Source organism: Enterobacter wuhouensis (genome assembly GCF_004331265.1).
GTDB lineage: Bacteria > Pseudomonadota > Gammaproteobacteria > Enterobacterales > Enterobacteriaceae > Enterobacter > Enterobacter wuhouensis.
Genome location: NZ_SJOO01000006.1, coordinates 109,509 through 130,186, shown reverse-complemented (window position 1 = coordinate 130,186; position 20,678 = coordinate 109,509). Strand labels below are relative to the sequence as shown.

Annotated in this window: 21 protein-coding genes; 6 read left to right on the top strand and 15 right to left on the bottom strand. The window is 53.7% G+C overall.

Going from position 1 to position 20,678, the window contains the following annotated elements; genetic code table 11:
- Positions 1–2: 2 nt before the first annotated feature.
- The 11 genes from E0L20_RS14920 to E0L20_RS14870 form a co-directional block, all read right to left on the bottom strand.
- Positions 3–752 carry a hypothetical protein gene (locus tag E0L20_RS14920; RefSeq protein WP_131634622.1) on the bottom strand — a complete coding sequence of 250 codons (750 nt, stop codon included), beginning with the start codon at positions 750–752 and terminating at the stop codon, positions 3–5.
- A complete protein-coding gene (locus E0L20_RS14915; protein ID WP_131634621.1) occupies positions 749–2,845 on the bottom strand; it encodes a peptidase domain-containing ABC transporter in 2,097 nt (698 codons plus the stop codon). Before E0L20_RS14915 ends, E0L20_RS14920 begins: the two co-directional genes overlap by 4 nt.
- Positions 2,846–2,911: 66 nt before the next feature.
- Positions 2,912–3,097, bottom strand: a complete 186-nt coding sequence (locus E0L20_RS14910; RefSeq protein WP_013094847.1) for a hypothetical protein — start codon at positions 3,095–3,097, stop codon at positions 2,912–2,914.
- 23 nt (positions 3,098–3,120) lie between these two features.
- A complete protein-coding gene (locus E0L20_RS14905; RefSeq protein WP_013094846.1) occupies positions 3,121–3,315 on the bottom strand; it encodes a hypothetical protein in 195 nt (64 codons plus the stop codon).
- A 73-nt stretch (positions 3,316–3,388) separates the two neighbouring features.
- On the bottom strand, positions 3,389–4,042 hold the full coding sequence (locus tag E0L20_RS14900) for a putative pilus assembly protein (RefSeq protein ID WP_131634620.1): 654 nt from the start codon (positions 4,040–4,042) through the stop codon (positions 3,389–3,391).
- A gap of 6 nt (positions 4,043–4,048) precedes the next feature.
- Positions 4,049–5,647, bottom strand: a complete 1,599-nt coding sequence (locus E0L20_RS14895; protein WP_131634619.1) for a receptor — start codon at positions 5,645–5,647, stop codon at positions 4,049–4,051.
- Positions 5,625–8,219, bottom strand: a complete 2,595-nt coding sequence (locus E0L20_RS14890) for a CS1-pili formation C-terminal domain-containing protein (protein WP_131634618.1) — start codon at positions 8,217–8,219, stop codon at positions 5,625–5,627. The genes E0L20_RS14895 and E0L20_RS14890 overlap by 23 nt, the downstream gene beginning before the upstream one ends.
- 6 nt (positions 8,220–8,225) lie before the next feature.
- A complete protein-coding gene (locus E0L20_RS14885; RefSeq protein WP_131634617.1) occupies positions 8,226–8,903 on the bottom strand; it encodes an EcpB family pilus assembly chaperone in 678 nt (225 codons plus the stop codon).
- A gap of 45 nt (positions 8,904–8,948) precedes the next feature.
- On the bottom strand, positions 8,949–9,572 hold the full coding sequence (locus tag E0L20_RS14880) for a common pilus major fimbrillin subunit EcpA (RefSeq protein ID WP_131634616.1): 624 nt from the start codon (positions 9,570–9,572) through the stop codon (positions 8,949–8,951).
- A gap of 227 nt (positions 9,573–9,799) precedes the next feature.
- Positions 9,800–10,285, bottom strand: coding sequence for a hypothetical protein (locus E0L20_RS14875; RefSeq protein WP_242673412.1), 486 nt, complete (start codon positions 10,283–10,285; stop codon positions 9,800–9,802).
- 3 nt (positions 10,286–10,288) lie between these two features.
- Entirely contained in the window at positions 10,289–11,101 is an 813-nt protein-coding gene (locus E0L20_RS14870) for a winged helix-turn-helix domain-containing protein (RefSeq protein WP_131634615.1), read from the bottom strand.
- A 374-nt stretch (positions 11,102–11,475) separates the two neighbouring features.
- On the opposite strand from E0L20_RS14870, the gene E0L20_RS14865 reads away from it, so the two are divergent.
- Genes E0L20_RS14865 through E0L20_RS14850 form a run of 4 tightly spaced genes read left to right on the top strand, consistent with a single transcriptional unit; the run spans position 11,476 to position 16,393 of the window.
- Positions 11,476–12,060, top strand: a complete 585-nt coding sequence (locus tag E0L20_RS14865; RefSeq protein WP_131634614.1) for a fimbrial protein — start codon at positions 11,476–11,478, stop codon at positions 12,058–12,060.
- A gap of 52 nt (positions 12,061–12,112) precedes the next feature.
- Positions 12,113–12,805: a fimbrial biogenesis chaperone gene (locus E0L20_RS14860; RefSeq protein ID WP_131634613.1), complete on the top strand. Its 693-nt coding sequence runs from the start codon at positions 12,113–12,115 to the stop codon at positions 12,803–12,805.
- Between the two features lie 15 nt (positions 12,806–12,820).
- Entirely contained in the window at positions 12,821–15,313 is a 2,493-nt protein-coding gene (locus E0L20_RS14855; RefSeq protein WP_131634612.1) for a fimbria/pilus outer membrane usher protein, read from the top strand.
- 15 nt (positions 15,314–15,328) lie between these two features.
- Complete coding sequence (locus E0L20_RS14850; protein WP_131634611.1) at positions 15,329–16,393, top strand: fimbrial protein; 1,065 nt, start codon at positions 15,329–15,331, stop codon at positions 16,391–16,393.
- Positions 16,394–16,399: 6 nt separating this feature from the next.
- Here the strand turns inward: E0L20_RS14850 and E0L20_RS14845 are convergent, their stop codons facing one another.
- Entirely contained in the window at positions 16,400–17,065 is a 666-nt protein-coding gene (locus E0L20_RS14845) for a LuxR C-terminal-related transcriptional regulator (RefSeq protein WP_242673411.1), read from the bottom strand.
- A gap of 509 nt (positions 17,066–17,574) precedes the next feature.
- Between E0L20_RS14845 and E0L20_RS14840 the strand changes: the two genes are divergently transcribed.
- Both E0L20_RS14840 and E0L20_RS14835 read left to right on the top strand, forming a co-directional pair.
- The gene (locus E0L20_RS14840) at positions 17,575–18,195 is read left to right on the top strand and encodes a LuxR C-terminal-related transcriptional regulator (protein WP_131634610.1); all 621 of its coding nucleotides are present in this window, start codon (positions 17,575–17,577) and stop codon (positions 18,193–18,195) included.
- A 76-nt stretch (positions 18,196–18,271) separates the two neighbouring features.
- On the top strand, positions 18,272–18,952 hold the full coding sequence (locus tag E0L20_RS14835; protein WP_131634609.1) for an EAL domain-containing protein: 681 nt from the start codon (positions 18,272–18,274) through the stop codon (positions 18,950–18,952).
- Positions 18,953–18,962: 10 nt separating this feature from the next.
- Here E0L20_RS14835 and nlpA read toward each other — a convergent pair whose 3' ends face one another.
- The 3 genes from nlpA to E0L20_RS14820 all read right to left on the bottom strand — a co-directional run bounded on the left by nlpA (position 18,963) and on the right by E0L20_RS14820 (position 20,594).
- Positions 18,963–19,763: a lipoprotein NlpA gene (gene nlpA / locus E0L20_RS14830; protein ID WP_131634608.1), complete on the bottom strand. Its 801-nt coding sequence runs from the start codon at positions 19,761–19,763 to the stop codon at positions 18,963–18,965.
- Between the two features lie 168 nt (positions 19,764–19,931).
- Positions 19,932–20,330, bottom strand: a complete 399-nt coding sequence (locus E0L20_RS14825) for a type II toxin-antitoxin system VapC family toxin (RefSeq protein ID WP_207389454.1) — start codon at positions 20,328–20,330, stop codon at positions 19,932–19,934.
- Between the two features lie 3 nt (positions 20,331–20,333).
- The gene (locus E0L20_RS14820; protein WP_131634607.1) at positions 20,334–20,594 is read right to left on the bottom strand and encodes an antitoxin; all 261 of its coding nucleotides are present in this window, start codon (positions 20,592–20,594) and stop codon (positions 20,334–20,336) included.
- Positions 20,595–20,678: the final 84 nt, after the last annotated feature.

The window sequence follows — 20,678 nt, the reverse complement described above, 5'->3', positions numbered from 1 at the left end:
TGTCATCCATGATAAATCACTGAAAGATCGTCCCATGCACTCCAGAGCGTGGGAATGTTGCGCAGCGCATTGAGCGTGGCGGCGGCGGCCTGTCGATACTCCGCTGGGGCATAAGCCTGGCTCTCCAGCCCAAACGCCGGTGAAGCGAGCGAGCGGGTGGGCAGCAGGGTGCGAACGCCATACCCGTAGCGGGTCAGAAAGCGGGTAGAGACATCCGTTAACCATACCGGCTGCTCGCCTGCACGGGTCATAAACAGCGGGGCACCCGGCAGGCGCTCGTCCATCATCAGCACCGTGACCCGCCGCTCCGGGGCGAAAAAGGAACCAGCGCGTCGCGCCGGGTGCGCGGCCATAAGCTTATGCAGCGCGGGATAGTGGGTTATAAACTGAAACCGCACGTCGTCAGGCGCCGTGGACAGAAGGGCGTCCAGCACCAGCCCAAACCCTGCCCAGCGCATGCCCAGCAGCAGCGTATGCCGTCGGGCGTAAAAATCCTGCTCGCGGGTAAAATCCGCAACGCGCTGGTGCAGATCGAAACGCACGTTTCGCCGCCAGAGCGCGGGCGGGAAAACCTGCTCCACAAAGCCAAATCCGCCCAGCTCCCACGCGTTTTCACGCAAAAAATCGGCCGGTACCTCGCTCTCCGGGCAGCGCATAAACTGGCTGTAGTTTTGCGAGATTCGGTCTGCCAGCAGGGTGCGCCCGACGTTTCGGGCGCAAAGGCGCGCGTAGAGCCGCGGAAGAAACATCATTGTTCACTCTCCCGCAGATTGCCGTTTTCCATGGTATAGAGCCGCCCGTGGCATCCCACCACATCCGGGGAGTGGGTAACAAATACCAGGCCAATCCCCAGGCCGCGCAGGTTCGCCAGCACCTTTTGCGCGGTGGTTTTATCCAGATTCGCCGTCACTTCATCGCACAGCAGCAGCTTGGGCTGGCTGTACAGGGCGCGAGCCAGCACCAGACGCTGCATCTCACCGGCCGAGAAGAAGGTATTTCCCGGCAGCATTTCGGTTTCATAGCCGTGCGGCAAACGCGTCACGACGTGGTCGACCTCCGCCAGGCGGCAGGCGGCAATTACCCGATCTTTATCCGGCGCGCTGTCGAAGCAGGCAATGTTGTCCAGAATCGACCCGGTGAAGAGAATATCGTCCGCATGCACGATACGAACGTGCTGGCGCAGCGAGGAGAGATCGCACTCGTTAATCGGGATCTTATTGATCCGCAGGCTGCCCGACGTCGCCAGCAGCATGCCGGAGATCAGCCGCAGCAGCGTGGTTTTACCGGAACCGCTCTGCCCGACAATAACCGCCTCTTCGCCCTGCTTCAGCGTCATATTGATGTGCTGGAGGGTTGCCTCACGGCCGGGGTAAGCAAACGAAACGTCGTCAAACTCCAGGCTTACCGGCGAGGTGACGATCCGCTTGCCAAACTGGCTGGCTTCTGAGGGAGCAAACAGCAGATCGCCCACGCGGTCCAGCGGCCCCTTCAGGGCATTTTTATCCAGCAGCTTTTGCGCCACCTGCACCATCGCATCGGAAAAATAGCGCTTATAGCTGATGTAGGCGTAAAGCATCCCGATACTCATCTGCCCTTCCAGAATCAGCCAGGCGCCAAAGCAGACCACCAGCAGCTGTTCGGCATTGATGACCAGCAGCGAGGCCACGTCAAAACGGGCCAGTAGCCGCTCTTTGCGCATCAGCCCGGCAATGTGTTCCCGCTGGGATTTGTCCATCACCGCATCCCGCGCCTGCTCCATGTTGTTGGCTTTGAGGGTGATGATCCCTTTCTGCGTTTCGACCAGCAGCGACTCGTACTGCGCGGTGCGTTCAATCGAGTCGTCCACGGCGCGTTGATACGGGCCAATCAGCGAAAAGCGGATCAGGAAAAAGACGCCCATCAGCAGCATGGTCAGCACCGCGATTTTCACGTTGTACAGCAGCATAAACAGCAGGCTGGTGATGGCGATCAGGCTGGAGAAGAGGATTTGCACGTAGCCATTGCTGATGAACTCCGCGCAGGCGTGCAGGGATTTTTCGATCGCCAGCACGATACCCGGCGGACGCGAGCGGAACCAGCCGGTCTGGGTGCGCAGCATGTAGTGGCGCACCGACTGGCTCAGATCGTCATAGGCGATGTTGCGCATCAGGATCTCAAGCAGCTGCTTGAGGAACTTCCCGATGACCTCGAAAATAAAGACGATCGCGAAGATGGCGGTGAGCAAGATCACCAGGTCGTTATCGCTGCGGGAGATGGCCTCATCCATAATCAGCTGCACGTAGGTTGGGCTGGCCAGCATGGTGATGAGGGTAAAAATAGAGAGCACGAACAGCAGCAGCTGACGCTGGAACAGGCTCGGTGATTTATTGGCTAACCGCCCAAGGGTCAGCTTTTCGTCCGGCGATTTCTTTTCAAAACGCGGGGTGGGCTTCAGCTCCAGCACGTAGCCGGAGAACAGTTTTTCCGCCTCCTTGAGACGGTAACGGCGCACGCCGCTGGCAGGATCGTGAACCGTGACGCTGCGGCTGTCGACCTTCACGATGACGACAAAATGGTTCCCACGCCAGAAGGCAATGAGCGGCAGCTCCGAGGTTTCAATTTCAGTGATTTCGCCTTTCAACACCCGGCCCGTCATGTTCTTATCGCTGGCAAGGGTCATCAATTCCGCCATCGACGTTCCCGCATCGGCGGAAACCGAGATCTCCCGGCGCAGCTGGCTTACGGAGACATGATGCTCGTAATGCCCCATCACCATTGCCAGGCAGGCCAGTCCACATTCGGTAAATTCATGCTGGCGAATAACAGGTGTTTTACCCTGTTTTTTATACTGAAAAAGCGAAAACATAATTATCCGTGGCTGAAATAAAAAAATGGCCCGGCAATGCGGGCCATGAGTGCATAGGTCAAAAACTTATGCGCTGAAGAAGCCGCCGATGAAGCCGCCCACCAGGCCGAATACGCCGCCGATGGTGCCGCCCAGCGCGCCTAACATCTGGCTGCCTGCGTTATAGCCTGCGCTCGCGCCCTGCAGTGCTGCAGCAAACGGGTCCCAACCACCGATGATGGCCTGTGCTTTCTTGAAATCGATAACTTGCATGATTCTCTTCCTGTTAACGTGAATTAGTTGTAGCTGCCAACCAGCGCGCCCAGGAAGCCCATTGCGCCACCCAGGATCCCGCCAACAACACCGCCTACCATGCCCATGATGCTGGCACCGGTGTCATAACCCAGCTGTGCACCCTTAACCAGACCAGCGAACGGGTTCAACGCGCCACCGATAATATCTTTCGCTTCTACGAATGAAATCGCTTTCATTTTATTCTCCTGTTGTTATGGATCTTTAGCGTGATGCTAAAGGTTAATTTCCTTTTATGAAGGAAAGCGGTTGCTACGGGCAGGTTGAAAGCGGGATGATTTTATTTCCATAAATAATCATCCGCCTTGCAGGCTGCCCGGCATTATCTATTTCCAGCCGTTGTCCCGGTGGAAGATATCTCGAATTGTTATATTGCGTACTGCACCCAACCGAGGAAACGTATTTAAAGTACGTATTCCCCGTATTACTCACCACCCCGTTGCTAAACGCATAATCAAAATGTCTTGTCCAGGGACGGACAATCAAAATCGCCTCAAGCGAAACCACCACATCCGACTGGATGCGTTGGCCTTTGCTCATCACAACCCGCGCCTGTAGCGGCGTCTCGGTGAATTTGACGCGATAGTAACGCTCTTTGCTGTCGTGAGGGCCGGTATAGTAAAACTTGAATCCGGCGCGTTCACCGCTCCCCAGCGTCAATTGCTTTGGCGAAAACATCAGCTCGCCATCTTTTATTTCCGTCTCTTTGCCTTTTTCTTTTGGAACGTCTACCTGAATAAGCGAAACTGTATAATTCTGACTTTCACTGGTATCGTTTTTTATAGGCTGAAAAACCACTTCTTTTTCTGGCAAAAAATCAATATTCAGACTTTCGATAATTAAAGCATTTGCTCCGAATGAAATGAAGCAATTTATTGCAAAAATAGCCAGGATTTTTCCAGTCATATTCGTTTAATTCCAGGATGCGCTGACGTCTATTTTTCCCTGCGCGGTCACTTCACCAAACCAGCTATTCCCGTCATAGGTTGTTTTCGACACCGGATTATCCATGACAAATTGCAGGACCAGCGGCGTTTGCCATAGCCACATGTCCGTCACGCCAGAGCTAATTTTGTTCCACTCCTCCGCGTGCGTGGCCGGGGCCGGCACCTGGAGCACTTCACCCTTACAGTTGTGCGCCATCAGCGTCTGGCTTTTCCCCACCAGCACGTTACCCGGGATGGGCACCGTAAAGCCGTTGCCGCTGAACGCGCAGTAGTCCACCCCGTTCAGGCTCTGCGTCGGCCCGGTCACTTTTACCGTTACCGCTATCGCCGCATCTTTTTGCGCGCCGCTGTAGGTAATGGTGTAGGGGATCTCAATGGGCGTTTCGCCAATAATGCCTTTCCCGGAACCGCCCAGACCGTTCGGATCGAGGGTGTAATCAGGATTGTCAGGCACAATCGCCAGCCCCGGCTGGATGGGGTTAATCACCAGCCCGCCACCCGGCTGGAAGCAGAAGTCGGCAGCCAGCGAGCTGTTGCCCGGCGTCAGGCACAGGCTGACGATATTGCCAATGCTGCTGCCGTCCCCTGCCTGCGCCACGCTCATGATCAGCGCCTTAGGCAGGAAGATTTTGAGGTACGCTTTTCCACCGTTTTTCTGCGGTGCCGCGAGGAAGGTGTTCGCCAGCACGCGGGTGTCGCTCAGGATGCCGCCGGAGATGCTGTACCAGTTGCTCTCATCAAAGGTCAGCTCGGCAGCCAGGCCCGTACCGCCGTTCATGTGCGACTGCAGCACGCCATTCACGCGCGATGAGGTCAGCGCCAGGCCCGGGCTGTAGCCGGTGATATCCTCCCCGACAAAGGTGTACTCCAGCAGTTCGCAGAGCACGCCCGACACCGTATTGCGCGTGTATTTGGTGCAGGCGGCGCCGGTGGAACCGTCGACAATGGTGACTTCCCCGCTGATCGGGTCAATCCCCAGGTTGAGCGCACGGGAGTTGGTCATCGTCAGCGTCCCTACCTTATGCAGGGTGTTGGTGGTCGTGACCTTGTTGATCGAGCTAATTTGCGGCGTGGAGGTAATGGTGACCTCATCGCCCGGCGCGGAATTGAGCAGGTAGTTAAAGAATGGATCGCCCAGCACCCAGCGGCCATAGGACGTACCCGGCTCGATCACCGGCGGCTTTACCACCATCGAGGTGTCGCTGTAGCTTGTCGTCGGGCTATAGCCGCTCGTGCCGCAGTTGGATGAACAGGCCGTACCTTTAAAGAACGGCGAGGCGCTGGACCCCGTCACGGCAAAGTTTATCGTCAGCGCGCTGCCCGCGGGGCCGCTGAAGCTGTTGTCCGGGATGTAGGTGGCTACCCCGTTGTTGGTTTTCGCACTCAGCGACGGCCACTCCCGGGACCCGTGTAAAAACGAGGTCGAGGTGCTGTTCAGGCTAAACAGCGCGGCGGAGTTTCCCGTACCGTTATTGTCGGGATTATTAATGGCGAAATAGGGCATCTGCTGCGCCTGGGCAGCCGCGCTCATCAGGAGCAGATTAAGAGCGAATATCTTTTTCATCATCACGTTCCAGTGTTCCTTTTGCTTCCTGCCAGACGTAATCGCCTTTATTGCAGGAGATGTCCCCCAGCCACAGCGCGCCGCGGTTGGACTCGATATCCAGACGGACCTCGCAGACGCTGTCATCCGGGGTGGCGATGCTCAGAATCGGGTTGTTTTTGTCCACGTCAATCACGAAGCGACCGTCGTTTTCCGTGCGGGTCAGCCCGACGTGGTTCTTGATCTGCGTGGCGCCAACCGGGGCACCCTTTGCATCAACCAGACGACCAAACAGGGTGACGATTTTCTTCACCTGCGGCTTCATCACCACCGTGTTCCCCGGGTAAACGGTGATGTGGCGACGCGCATTCGCGCCGATTTCATAGCTTTCCGTACCGGTTTCGCTGTTCATCACTTCCAGGTCATAGGCCTGATACGCCGGCAGCGACAGCCAGGTTTTATCCCCTTTGATGCGCTCCGCGCGGCCGTTGAGCTTCAGCGTCAGCGCCTCGTCAGATTTAAGGCCGGTGCTGACAATCACCCCCGCGCTGTCGGTGCCTTTCCCGGCGGCAATGGCCTCTTTAGACCAGCCAACGCTGCCGTCGCTGGTCAGCGTGGAGTTCCAGCCTTTGCTCATGCCGCTCTGCACGCTGAGGATGTTGCTGTTCCACGGCGTATCGAAGTTCACGCTGCCCCCGCCGCTGACGCTGCGGTCGTAGGTGCTGTTAAAGGCTTTCGAGACGTTGGCCGTGGCCGACTTCAGGTAGTCGCCGTCAAACTGGCGGCTGGCGCTAACGTTTAGCGCCGTGCCGGTATCGCGGTTATGCGAAACCCCTACCGAGACGGTGTTGCCGAGCGGAATTGAGAAGTCGAGCATCACGTAGCGATCTCGCTCTTCGTAATAGCCATCGTATTTATTGCGCGACATGCCAACGCGCAGGCGGGCAGTACCGTAGCGACCGGCGTACAGCCCCTGGGAGTAGTCCAGCTGGTAACGCTTGTAGCGGTACATTTCGTCTTCCTGGCGCATCAGGCTCAGGTTGCCGGCAGACGGCAGGCCGAAGGAAGGCAGGCTAAATGACGCCCCCCAGGTGTTGCCCTTCGCCTCGTAGATATCAAGGAACTTGCCGCTGGAGAGCTGCTCGTGAGAGTACCAGACCGAGCCAATCTGCCACGGCAGGCTGAGATTCGCCCCATAGTTGGCGCGATAGGTTCCGTCGGAGGCCGCCATCGTCTGGGTGTTTACCGAGAAAGCGTCCGTCAGGTTTACCGACGCCCACAGCTCGCTGACCACGTGCTCGCGCATCATGTAGGTCGACGCGTTCCAGTCAACCATTCCGCTGCGCTTGCTGAAGGAGGCCCCGACCAGAGACATGGTGTCTTTATGTTTGGTGTCGTAATCGTAGTAGTAAGTGTTGTCCTGCTTGTTTTTGCGCTTCGCGTATTTTTTATAGTTAACGATGGATTTATCGCGGCTATAAATGCCGCCCCACGTCTGCCAGCGCAGCGTTTCCGACACGTTATTGGAGAAGGGTTTATTGACGGTATACATGCTGCGCGACACGGTGCGGCTACCGCTGACCACCTCAACCTCGACGCTGTAAATCCCGTAAGGCAGATTGCTGGTGTCAATTTCGTGGTTGCCGACGTCAAAGCGCTGAATGCCGATAAGCTGGCCGTCGCGGCGAATGCGCGCCTCGCCCGCCGTCGGGAAATAGACCACCACGGGCGTAATGGAAAGCGTGTTGTCGCGCTTGCGCGAGTTCGCCTGGTTGCCCATCGACACGCCGTACACTTCCCCGCCGGAGATACCGCTAACGCTGGCCAGGGACTGCATCGCCCAGCCGTTAAGCATGCCGGCGGCGTAACGCATGCCCTGATAATCGCGCTCCCACATAGCGGCGTTCATCTGGGTATCGCTGCTGTTCTCGTTCACATAGCCGGAGCCGTCGATCAGCAGGTGATCCACCCCCATCGACACCCAGCTCTTCGCGTTGAGGTAGCCGGATGACCAGCTGTCGCCGTAGCCGCTTTCGGTATGGTACGCGCCGAGGTTATAGGAGAATGTTCCGCTCAGGTCATCGCTTTCAGGCGCATCGATATCCACCTCGCGCGGGCGGATATTCACCCCATAGTCGCTTTGGGATAAATTCAGCAGCAGGCGCATCTTCTTCTGATCCAGTTCGAATGCCGAACCGGCGCTCACCGGGATGCGCATCTGGTCGTTAAACTGCTTATCGTTAATGCTCTGCAGCAGCGCGCGCATCTCTTTCGACAGGCGAACGCCGTTATCGGACTCCTGAACCTGAACATCCCTGAGCCCCAGCTTGAGATCCTTCGCAAAGAGCGTCACATCGCCAATACGAACATATTCATTCGCCGTGCTATCGCGGGTTCCGGGCTGGGCTGTATTCGGACGGGTATTGACCAGATACACGGGGATTTTGATCCCCTGCTCCAGCAGTCCATAAAGCGAGTCGGGAAAACGGTAATTAGCGATAACCACGGAGCCTGGAGCTGCATCCGCCAACGCGGGCAGCGTGCCGGATGCGCAAGCCATCATCACCGGCAACACTAATTTATTTTTCACCATGCATCCTTACTTAACAGGAATGAACTGTTTCTGGTCCCAAATTCCGAGATGAAAATGGTTGTCCGTCACGTTGATATCGTCGATAGCGCGCGAGGTTCCGGGCATCAGATAGAAGTTTTTGGTGCAGGGGGTCGTCGGTGATTCCGGGTTCGGTTTCAGGCACGTTCCCGTCGCATTGACGCGAAACGAGGTGTTGCCCTTGTTGGTCATCTTTCCCGCCACGTAGACGAAGTCGATTTTTTTATCCCGGGGCTGGACCACCAGAATGGTGCTCACCACCGCGCGCGTCATCCCTTTACCGTTCTTTTGTGAACCATTGTCCAGGTCTTCGCTCACGCCTTCATCGATGAAGGTAATGCGGTAATAACGCTCTTTATTATCGGCATTGCCGTGATAGTAAAATTTGACGATATTGCTGGTGCCGGCTGGCATCACCATGCGCGTGGGCGTCAGCAGCAGCTCGTCCACTTTCTCTGGATTAATCACGATCCCTTCGTCCATCGGGCTGCTGATACGCTGCGCGCTAATGGACACAATGCGCACGGAATCGGCTTCGTTTTTAATTTCCTTGGCGGTGGTATCTGCATTTGCAGGAATAATGGTGGTGACTTTTCCCACATTAATGGCCAGCGCGGAGGAAGAAGCGAGCAATAAGAATAAGAGGGCGGGTTTTAGGCTTAGCATGATATTTCCCTAAACAGGGGCTTGCGCCCCTGGATCTGTCAGGCCTTAGCCCCAGGTTGCGCGGAACGCAACGGACACGGTACCTTCCCACAGGCTGTTGGTCAGGTCTTTGAACTCTTTCGCTGCGCCTGCGTTGTCCTGAGCGGAATCAACGTAGAACACGAATTTGTCCTGGCCAGTAATTTCGGTATCCGCCGCAGCGCCAGCGCTGGTGGTCAGGTTCCACAGGCCAGAAGAGACGCCGGTGTTGGACGCAGAGTCAACCAGCGTGGTCCACGCGGTAGATTTCGCACCTACAGTACCGCCCACGGAGCCCAGGTCGTTGCCGCCCCAGCGCGCGCCCACTTTCAGCTTGGTAGACTCACCGCCAACGCTGAACAGGGTGTTGTTGGAATCGTCGAGGATCGCTTCGAGCTTGAAGCTCGTTGCGGTAGAGTGATCGCCACGAATAGCCACATCAAACAGACCGGTGTCGGTGTTGAATGCTTTTGTATTTGCGCTGTATACAAAGTTCAGCGCACGAGTCGGGGTGATCACCAGGTCAGATTCGCTGTCCTTAGTTGCAGACGCCTGCCAGGTTGCAGATGCAGTTGTTTCAGCGGCATTAACAGCGCTCAGGGCAGAAACAGACAGCAGTGAGCCCAGAACGATAGCGTTCAGTTTGTTCATTTAATTAGTCCTTCAAAAAATAATCCACATGTATAAAAAGGGGTGCCCCTTTTTCGAGGCGGAGTATAATCAGCCCAAAAATAATGAGGCAATACAGAATAATTCACTCGCCTTTGATAAAAGACGAATATAAAAATGAACGCTTTGTATCCTATTGTTACACAATGGATTAATTCTCTGGAAATCAGAAAGTAGATAATCGTCGATTCTGTTATTGAGGCTAAATATCAGGACGTAGGAACAGCTACGCACATCATTACAGGTAATACCAGCCCTTTGATTAACCAGGCGTGCTTTTTAATACTGGTTATATAAAAGAAGTTGATATTGTCCAGCAACATTTCATTTACAATACCATCAGGCGCCACATCATCCTCAGATTTGTTCAGCTTTTTGTCTTTAATATAGTAAATATTACTCCCATCGACTTTCTCAACCGTCAGGATATAATTCCTGTCAATCAGATAATTTTGCCCGTCTTTTCTGAGCACGCCCTTATGAATAACCGTCACGACGTCTTTACTGTTAAACAGAAAAAGCGTCGTTAAGGACATATCGGTTGAATCTCCCGTTGAATACGTTTTCCAGGAAACCGTATCCGACTGGCAGCCAAATCCCTCATCCTGCGTCCTCATAAAATAAAACAGCAGCAAGGCGATCGTCGACAACACCAGTACCACACCCGATAACACACTCAGCTTTGTCCTTGACATATTTTAACTCCCGGTCAGGCTTCTGTAAGAAAGGCAATTCTTATAATCATCAATGCTCTCCTGCTGGTAACAGATAGCCAGGAAATAATTTTCCATCTGCGATTTTGTGAAATTTGAATAGTAAGCATCAGCAACTTGATGTTCGCAGTCGATATGCTGCCTGGCGATGGCCTCTTTTACCCGGTTAAAATAATGCTGTTTCGGCTGATACATGTTCTTATCGATAAGGTATACCGTACACCGATCGACTTTGCCGAGCAGATGGATATCAGACTCTTTCAGCGTCTCTGCAAACGGCTCTTTTTGGTGAATCAGAAAAAGGGCTGCACCGACAATGACCGTTAACGACACAATGCATAACGTAATAAAAGCGTTGTGCCAGACTCTTATTCGGTTAGGCGGATCTGGCGCTCTCTCCTGTAAGAGCGGTTCAGATTCTTCTGACGCAGTGTATTCAGTAACGGATTGAACAACCGGGGGCCTCACCGTGTGATGTTCAATATGTGCTGCAAGGCTAAATCCTTTTCCGCGAATCGTTTTAATCAGTAAAGGATCGCGCCCCAGCGTACGAAACGCCTTCCTGATTTCACTTATGGCAACGTTAAGACTCACGGAAGAACCTGAGAAGCCGCGCTCTTCCCATACTTTCTTTATCAGCTCGTCTCTGTCGAGTGTCTTTCCATTATTGATGATAAGTTCATAAAGTAAACGTGCAGCCTGATTGGATAACTTAATGGAGGACTCCTCTTCTCCATTAATCATGATCATACCGGTGTCAACCTCATAAAGCATTGCAAGATCAATGAGATACTTCATATTATTATTACACCACTGTTATAAATTTGTGTATTTCCCTGGCAATAATAAGTCTAAAGAGAGTGTGGTCAAGTCATGTAATATTATTTGAGGGGGGGGTTTAGAAAACTTCATTAATTAACGATTATTAAATCATTAATTAAAATCTTCGAACGAAGGCATTTAGGTTAAGATCTTATAAAAACCCAGCAATCCAGATTATAATCTTAATGTTGACGGCTTGTCAGAATAATGTTTTGTTATGTATATTTTTGATGCAACATAATATCGACAAGGCGTTTTATGCGTTTCGCTATGCGCTTTGTCCGGCAAGAGTGCGATGCGCGGCCGAATAACATTCATTTTATATAAAACAAATCTTTATGGAGTTTATCATGTTCAAGACGATCATGACCGTTTCTGTGCTGGCCGCTGCTGTCGCCTCTACCAGTGCTGTGGCTGCAGATAATTCTGCCGGTGGCGTAATTAACTTTACCGGCGCAATTACCGATACCACCTGCACCATTAACGGTGGAAAAAGCGCTGACTTTACCGTTGCTCTCTCCCCAATCTCGGTGAAAGATGCCGGTACAACGGTCGGCCTGATTACCAAAAATAAAAAATCGATTGCTCTGACCTTCTCCGGCTGTTCCCCAGCGGCGGGCACCACCGGTACTCCGCTTAAGGTGTACTTCTCCAGCGCGGATAATATTTCCACCGACGGAAAATACCTGCTGAACAACAGCGTTAACGAAAGCGACGCGAGCGTTGCGCGTAACGTTGGTTTTGCGTTAGTGGAACCGGGCGCATCTGCACCGATTGCGCTGAACCAGGCGTACACCACCGATATTATGGGTACCGCAACGGCGCCAGATTCAGAGACGCTGACGCTGGACGTTTATTACTATAAAACTAACGCCACCGCAGCAACCGTGGGTGAGTTAAGCTCCAACGTTACCTATACCATTTCCTACCTGTAATATTAATTATTCAGGCTCTGCGTTTGCAGGGCCTGTATTTAAGGTTTCAATCATGCGTAAGGCAATTTTGCTGGCGGTATTACTGCTGAGCACGGGTCACTCATGGGCCAATATTGTCATCAATGGCACTCGAGTCTTGTACCCTGAAAATAATAAAGAGGTGATCGTTCAGTTAATGAATACCGGCGATTCACCCGCACTGGTGCAATCCTGGATTGATGACGGCGATATTAACTCGACGCCGGAAACAGCCAAGGTTCCTTTCCTGCTCTCACCGCCGGTGATTAAGGTCAGCGGACATAATGGCCAACAGCTGCGCATTAAAAAACTGCCGGCAAATTTACCTGCAGATCGGGAATCTGTTTTCTTTCTTAACGTGCTGGATATTCCGCCTAAACCGGAAAACCTGCAGAACCAGAATACCGTGCAGCTGGCGATTAAATCGCGTATCAAACTTTTTTACCGCCCGGCTTCGCTGGCGGGTTCGCTGGATAACGCGGTAGAGAAATTGACCCTGACTGCCAACGGTAATCAGTTCCGCATCAACAATAACAGCCCGTTCCATATCACCGTCGCCAATATTTCTCGGGGTAAAACCAAATTACTCAACGAGTCACCGATGGTTTCCCCGTTTGGGCAACTGACGGTAGCCACTAAGAATGACGTTAAGCGTGGCCAGACCTTCCAGCTGATGTACGTGGACGATCTGGGCGCCTATAAAACCCGGACCTTCACCAGCCAGTGATCGGAAAGACTCACCATGAAATTGAAACAAAACAGGCTCTGTCTGCTGGCAGTCTGCTCGCTTCTGCTTTCGCATAAATCCGGGGCCGTGTCGTTTGATACCTCCCTGCTTGCTGGCGCATCCGGTGAGTCCGATCTGTCACGCTTTTATGAAAACAACCTCATGCCTGCCGGCAAGCAGGAGATGGACATCTACGTAAACGGGAGCTGGAAGGGGCGCTACAGCGTGACCTACGGCGAGCAGCCGGATGACATTCACCTTGCCTGGAAAGACGCGCAGTCGCTGGGAATCAGCATGAAGGACATTCCCGCGCCGGCCATCGCGCAGGGTGAGGTTCAGCTACATGATTTAGTACAGGGCGGTGAGGTCAAAACCGATCCGGGTACGCTGAGCCTGGCGCTCACGGTGCCGCAGGCGGCCCTGCTGCGTACCGAAGAGGGCTACATTGCTCCACAGTTCTGGAGCGAAGGCATACCGGCGCTTATGCTCTCCTGGAACACCACCTGGTACAACACGCGTACAAAAGGAACGGCAAAGGAGACCAACGACGATTTTTACGCCGGGCTGGACTCCGGCGCAAACCTGTTCGGCTGGCAGCTTCGCGACAGCAGCACCTGGCAAAAATCGGCCAGCGGCGACAGTCGCTGGCAGAACAACACCCGCTATCTTCGCCGCCCGCTGGCCTCGCTGACCTCAAACCTGACGCTGGGTGATTTCTATATTCCGGGCGATCTGTTTGATTCCCTCCGCGTGCGCGGGGTATCCCTGGCGTCAGACATGAAAATGCGGCCTAACTCCCAGCAGGGCTTCTCGCCGGTGATCCACGGCGTGGCGCGCACCAACGCCCTGGTAAAAGTGTCCCAGAACGGCAACGTCATCTATCAGGAAAACGTCCCGCCCGGACAGTTCACGCTCGACAGCATCCAGCCCACCGGTTCAGCCGGGGATCTGCTGGTCGTGGTACGCGAGGCCGATGGCTCTCAGCAATCTTTTACCGTACCGTTTTCTGCGGTGCCCGGCATGTTGAAAGAGGGCGTGAGCCAGTACAGCGTGGTGGCGGGTAAAGTCCATCAAAATACGCTGGACGCCGATCCGGCATTCCTGCAGGCCACGCTGCGCTACGGGTTCAATAACCTCATCACCGGCTACACGGGAACGATCGTCAGCGACAACTACCAGGCCGGGCTGATCGGGACGGGCTGGAACTTTCCGTTTGGCGCCGTTTCCTTTGATGTCACCCACGCGAAAACCACGCTGCAGGATCGCACCGACAGCGGCCAAAGTTTTCGCGTGTCGTACAGCAAATTTATCGATACCACCGCCACTAACTTCACCCTGGCGGCCTACCGGTATTCCACCAAAGGCTATTACAGCTTTAGCGATGCGCTCTATTCACGCGAAGGCTATCAGCGCCTGAAAGAGCAGTATGACGACTATGAAGATCGGTTCGGCGTTGCGCCGGAAATGTCGATGAGCACCTGGGATGCCCTTCGCGCGGCGCAGCCTAAAAATACCTTAACGCTCAACCTCAACCAGCGCCTGGCAGAAAACTGGGGCACGGTATTTATTTCCGGGACGCAGCGTGACTACTGGAATTCGCAGCAAACCACGCGTGAATATCAGGCCGGGTACTCGAACGCGATTGGCCGCGCCAGCTATACCCTGTCGGCAAGCCGGGTCCGCAACAGCGACAGTGAAGAAGAGACGCGCTTTTACCTCTCGCTCAGCCTGCCGTTCTCGCTGTTTGATAATAATGCGTGGATCACCTCCAGCATGACGGCCAGCGATTCTCACTACGAGCAGAGCAACATCAGCATGAGCGGCAATGCGCTGGAATCGAACCGCCTGAGCTACACCCTCTCCGGCAGCAACGCGCGAGGGGGCAGTAACTCGGCAAGCGTTAATACGGCCTACCGCTCGAGCTTTGCCACCCTTGGCGGTTCTTACAGTGAATCGTCTGACTACCGCCAGACCGGCCTCAACGGGCGCGGAAGCCTGGTGGCTTACCCGTGGCATGTTCTCGCCTCCAACGAAACCGGTTCGACCATGACTATCGTCGACGCGCCGCAGGCCGAGGGGCTGATGGTCAACGGGGATGAAAGCATCGTGACCAACCGCGACGGCGTGGCGCTGGTGCCTTACGCGACGCCGTATCGCAAGAACTCGATCACGCTGTCTGAAACCGAAAACAGCTCGGGCGCGGAAGTGCTCGGCAACATGGCCAACGTGGCCCCCTACGATGGCGCCGTGAACTATGTCCGCTTTGAAACCGACAAACGTCAGTCCTGGGTGCTTCACGCCACGCGCACCGACGGCAAGCCGTTGCCATTTGGCACCGAAGTGCTGGATGAGAAAGGCGAATCTGTAGGTTACGTCGGCCAGGCAAGCGTGCTGTACATCCGCGCCGAGCAGGCGCCGCGCGCGCTCAACGTTCATCTTCGCGGCGGCACGTGCGAAATCACCGCGCCGGCCTGGGGGCTGGACAGCCCGTCATCGGTTTGTCATTAATTACGGAATATCATTATGTTAAGGTTTTTCACTTTCCTGATGCTGGCGTGCATCAGCACCGCCAGCTACGCCACCTGCTCCGGCGGCAGCATCGTCTACGGCACGCCGATCAGCGTTGATTTATCCGACAAGCTCAGCCCGGCCACGCCGACCTGGACGGGGAGCTACACTACGCAGTACAGCGGTTCGTTTAACTGTTCAACGAGCAACAGCGAGTTCTCCTATACCCCGATCCTGTCAACCAACAGCAGCTACGCCACCATACTCGGGTTCAGCAACAACAAATATATGGTGCACGCGGAGATCACCAGCACCCAGCCCAACAAAACGCTCGCCGCCAGCGGCAGCCACACGGCGTCGGAGCTGAATACGCCGTTTACGGTTCGCTTCACCCTTGTGAACCAGAGCGGGACGACGCTCACCGGGGATACCGCAAACATGAGCGACGTGATGTTCGTGAGCGACATGAGCGGCATGTCATTTTGGGAAATCATCGGCTGGCCGATCAGCCAGCTGGTGAAAATTGTCCAGTGGCTGTTCAACGGATTTCAGTGGCCCTACGACAACCGCGACATGTTCGGCCAGCCGATGACCATCAAATATGCGCCAAAACTGACCACCTGTTCGTTCGACAATGCCGGGCTGACCGTCAAACTCCCAACCCTCGGTATTCCCCAGCTGAACGCGGCTTCGCAGCCGGGGCTTACGCCGTTCTCGCTGAACATGAGCTGTCAGAACGTGGGCGTTAACGGCAATTCGGATCGGGCCATTGAGATGTTCCTCTCCAGTACGCAGCTGCTGTCTACCGACAGTTCAGTATTGATCGATAGCACCAGCAGCGCCGCGCAGGGCGTGGGCCTGCGGCTGATTCAGCGTAATAATCCGCAGTTGCCGGTGACGTTCTCAACGTCCACCACCAGCCGCGGTAACGCCACGATGATTTTCAACGTGGCGGCAGGCGGCGCGCTGAGCGAGCACTTCACCCTGCCGATGGCGGCATACTATTATGTCTGGGCACCCGCAAAGGTCACACAGGGCAAGATCAATACCTCCGCAACGTTGAATATCATCTACCCCTGACGCGGGCTAGCCGCCCATCTTTCCAACCGTATGCAGATACTTAATCAGTTCGCTATGGTTGGAAAGATTGAGTTTTTTCATCGCATTGTGTTTCTGGGTGGCAATTGTGCTGACGGATCGGTTTCGATGGCGGGCTATCTCGGTAATGGAATAGCCTTCCACAATCAAATGAATCACTTCCCATTCCCTTGATGAAAGCACCGAACGCGAGCGCGAACCTGTACGCATCGCCTTCCTGAGCCAGGAAGAGACGACCGGCTTTGGCTCTTCTGTCATCAACAGCGCGTGCAGCTCGTTTTCCAGCTCCGCCAGTTCATCCTGCAGGCTGATGGTCAATTCAAACTTCATCTCCAGCACTTTCTTTAATAGCCCATACTGCAGGTCAGGAACAAAAAGAACGCGTCTGACATTGTTCGATTTACACAAAAGCGTTAAGCGGGCGCTGGTCTCTGTGCTCCACTCCTTATGGTTAAGAAGATAATTAAATTCGGTGATAAAAATATCGAATTTATTATCAGCCAGAGACGTCAGCATCTGTTCCGTAGAGTCGATAATGGTAATTTGCAGTACGCAATCGGGGAGAAGATTCTGGAGAGCATCGCATATTACCTCCTCAAATATATTTATTTTGTAGAACACCATCACCCTGACGGGAATTTCAGCATTAATCATGTCATTTCTAAATTATCGTAAAAAGAAAATCGATAATAGGTTATGCATCCTCCACTCACAACCTCTTAGCGCCAGGATTTTATCCTCCTGAATGCTAAAATTCTGAACATGGATATTAAATTTATAGAAAAACTTCTATTTTATCCTTCCGCCCTGCCGTTAATTAAAGCCGTCCTGCAGGTGAGAACCCGATCTGACTATGATTTTTTCTGACGAAAACGCTGAAAAACCACGTAAAATCCGTGGATTACCGGCATTAAAAACCAGATCAAAGCTTAATATTAGCCTATTCTCAGGATAAAAATCTGGCTTGAAGATTATTAAAAGATTAAAGAGATTGTATTTCTCGTTAAATCAATTTTTCAATTTTATATTCCCACAATAATTAGCATAGCCTTTACTCATATGTTTCTGATGGCTTACATTTACTCCGTCGCATCAGTCTATTAAAAACGTAGTTCTCTATTTTCTCTTCCAGGGACTGATTATTCAGCGAAAGGAGAATGCCAATGAAAACCAAAAAAACAATACACGTTGCCGTGGTTGATAGCTGTGAATTCACCATGATTGGCCTGCAGTCGTTAGGAAAGCGTGAGGCAGACGTACAGCAGGATGTCATTTTCCATGGGTTTACGCATATCGAAGATCTTGCGCTTAGCGAGCAGTCCTTTGACATTATTATTTACGATCCGCTGAATACCGGTCATTTCAGGGTCACAACCAATGACGATATTCTGTGTATTAAGCAAAAACAGCCTGGAGCGAAGATCTATATTTATTCGCTGTCCGTCGGTTATCTGAAATTTAAGCATGTTGACGGGGTCATCAGCAAAAGGGTTTCTCTGGGCGACATCAAGGCGCTGTGGCAAATCCTGATGAGCCAGACGCCGCAGGCGCCCGGTCTTTACAACGTGAGCATGACGACCCGCCAGCGCACCCCGGCGAGATTGTCCAGCGAGGAAGCCAGCGTACTGCGCGGTTACTCATGCAACCTGAAAACCAAGCAAATTGCCCGCCAGCTGGGCTGTAACGTGAGGCTGGTGTACTTCTACAAGAACAATGCCATGAACAAGCTGAAGGCGGTGCGAGGCCCTTCGTTCTACCAAAGCATCCGCTGGATACTGAATTAAGAATTTGACCGTGTGTCGTTTGCCTTTTGTTCCCGTGTCCGCGGGAACCTTTTTTTATCTCTCCTGAAGGCTTTTCATGTATACCGTTCTCCCTTCCCCCGTCCTGCAGAACATATCAGGGCTGCGGTTCCAGCCGCTTGTCGACTTTCATACAGGCCACGTTGTCGCGCATGAAGTTCTCGTGGAGATCCCCAGCGTCAATCTCGACGTTTTCTTTGCCTCACTCCCCGCCCGCTCGGCGCTGCAGATTTTTTTCTGGCAGGCGACTACCCTCCTGCAAATGCCAGACCGGGGGCATTACTGGTTAAACCTTCCGGCAGAACATTTCCTGGACGATCGCGCCCTCCGGCTGCTGCTTTCGCTGCGCCACCAGCAGCGTATAACGATAGAAATCCAGGACCCGCTGACCATCACCCGCATGAGCGAAGCCGAACGGCAGCGCCTGCGTAATTCCCTTATCCAGCTCCGAGCGGCGGGCTGGAAGATCTGGCTCGACGATCTCACCCGCGACCTGACAGAAGACTTTCTTCGCCTTGCGCTTGCGCTGGACGGGGTAAAAATCGATCGTTCAGAGCTGAATGCTCGCGGGTCGCTTAGGGCGTATATCGAGTCGGTCAAAACCGGGATTGCAGATCGTATCGTGATCGAAGGGATTGAGAATTCACAGGATCTGGAGCGAGCCCGCGCCACGGGGGCGCGCTTCGGCCAGGGTTTCCTCTGGCCGGAGAGTCGAATAGATGCCCGGGTGCCGCTCTAGCAGAGGCAAATCACCAGCCCGGCACCGCACCGCCGTTAAAGATAGTTTCTGCCGCTTTCGCCACCTCAGGTGACTGATACGACTGAACAAACGCTTTCACGTTTTCCGCATCCTTATTGTCTTCACGCGTCACCACGATGTTTACGTACGGCGAATTTTTATCCTCGATAAAGACGCTGTCGTGAACAGGAGAAAGCCCGGTTTGCTGGAGATAGGTGGTGCTGATGATGGCGACATCCACTTTCGGGTCGTCCAGCACGCGCGGCAGCTGCGCGCCTTCAAGCTCCATAATCTTCAGATTCTTCGGGTTCGCCGTGATATCCAGCGCCGTTGGCAGCAGGCCAACGTCCGGCTTCAGGGCAATCAGCTTCTCTTTTTGCAGCAGCAACAGCGCGCGACCGAGGTTGGTCGGGTCATTAGGGATGGCAACGGTTGCGCCGTCCTTCAGTTCATTCACCGATTTAATCTTGCGGGAATAGCCGGCCATCGGGAAGACAAAGGTGTTAGCAACGGCAACCAGCTTATAGCCGTGCGCCTTGTTATCTTCAGCAAGGAAAGGCCGATGCTGGAAGACGTTGGCGTCCAGTTCACCGTGGTTGGTCGCGTCGTTGGGCAGCAGCGAGCCGCTAAAGCCCACCAGCTCCACGTCCAGACCGTATTTCTCTTTTGCCACTTTTTTTGCGACTTCCGCGACATCCTGCTCGGCGCCGTTGATCACGCCGACCTTTATGTGTTTGGCATCGTTGCCGCTTTGGTCACAGCCCGCGAGCAGCAGGCCAGTCAGGAGAAGCGCACCCAGTCGAAGTTTCACGAGACAGTTCCTTTTGAAAGACGTTTTGAAGACTATATCGACAACGCGGCGGCGCGCTAAAAAACGAAAAGGAATCAATAAGAAGGATACGTTATATACAGCCTATTGCCGGGTGGCGCTGCGCTTACCCGGCCTACGTGAGGGGGGAGCGCCACCGGGCGAAGGGCATCAGGAAACTGTCGTCCAGTCTTCAACGATAAGGTCCTGTACCATCCCAAATGCGCGATCGTTGGTGACAACCGTTGTGCCTCTGCTGATGGCATGGGCAGCAATCAACTGATCGAGATCGCCCATCACCTTTCCTTTCTTCTCCATCGCGGCACGCAGTTCGCCGTAGGTGGCTGCGGCTTCGCTGTCCCAGTCGCAAATGGTGATGGTTTTAAGAAATTCCAGTATGGTTTTGTGCAGTTGGTTGTTTTGCTTTTTGGCTACGCCGTATAGCAATTCAGCCTCCGTTACGCTTGAAATACACATCTTTTCAGGCGCGATTTGCGAATATTGGTTTAGAACCTCGGGGTGTTGCCTCACAAGATGGCTTACTATGTTTGTATCCAGCATATGCAACATTTTCTACAGTCCTTCCAGAGGATCTCGTGTCGTATAGCTTTGATTGCGCTCCTCTTTGCTCAGGAAAGAATCCGGCACATGCGTCTGTTTGAGCAAACGCAAAAAGTTATCCCTGTGCCGCTCTTTATCCGATCTTGCCGTCAAAACAACATTTCCCTCGTCATCCCGCCGGATATAAACGCTCTCCGTATCAAACGCAAACTCAGCAGGCAGAACAACAGCCTGCTTTCGCCCTTTTTTAATCAGTTTTGCCGTGCGCTTCATTGCAACCTCTGTTGGTTTATTGACCAGGCCACAGCATGCGCCAACGTCCAGGAGAGTGACAAGGGAGACGTTTAAAATTCAGAA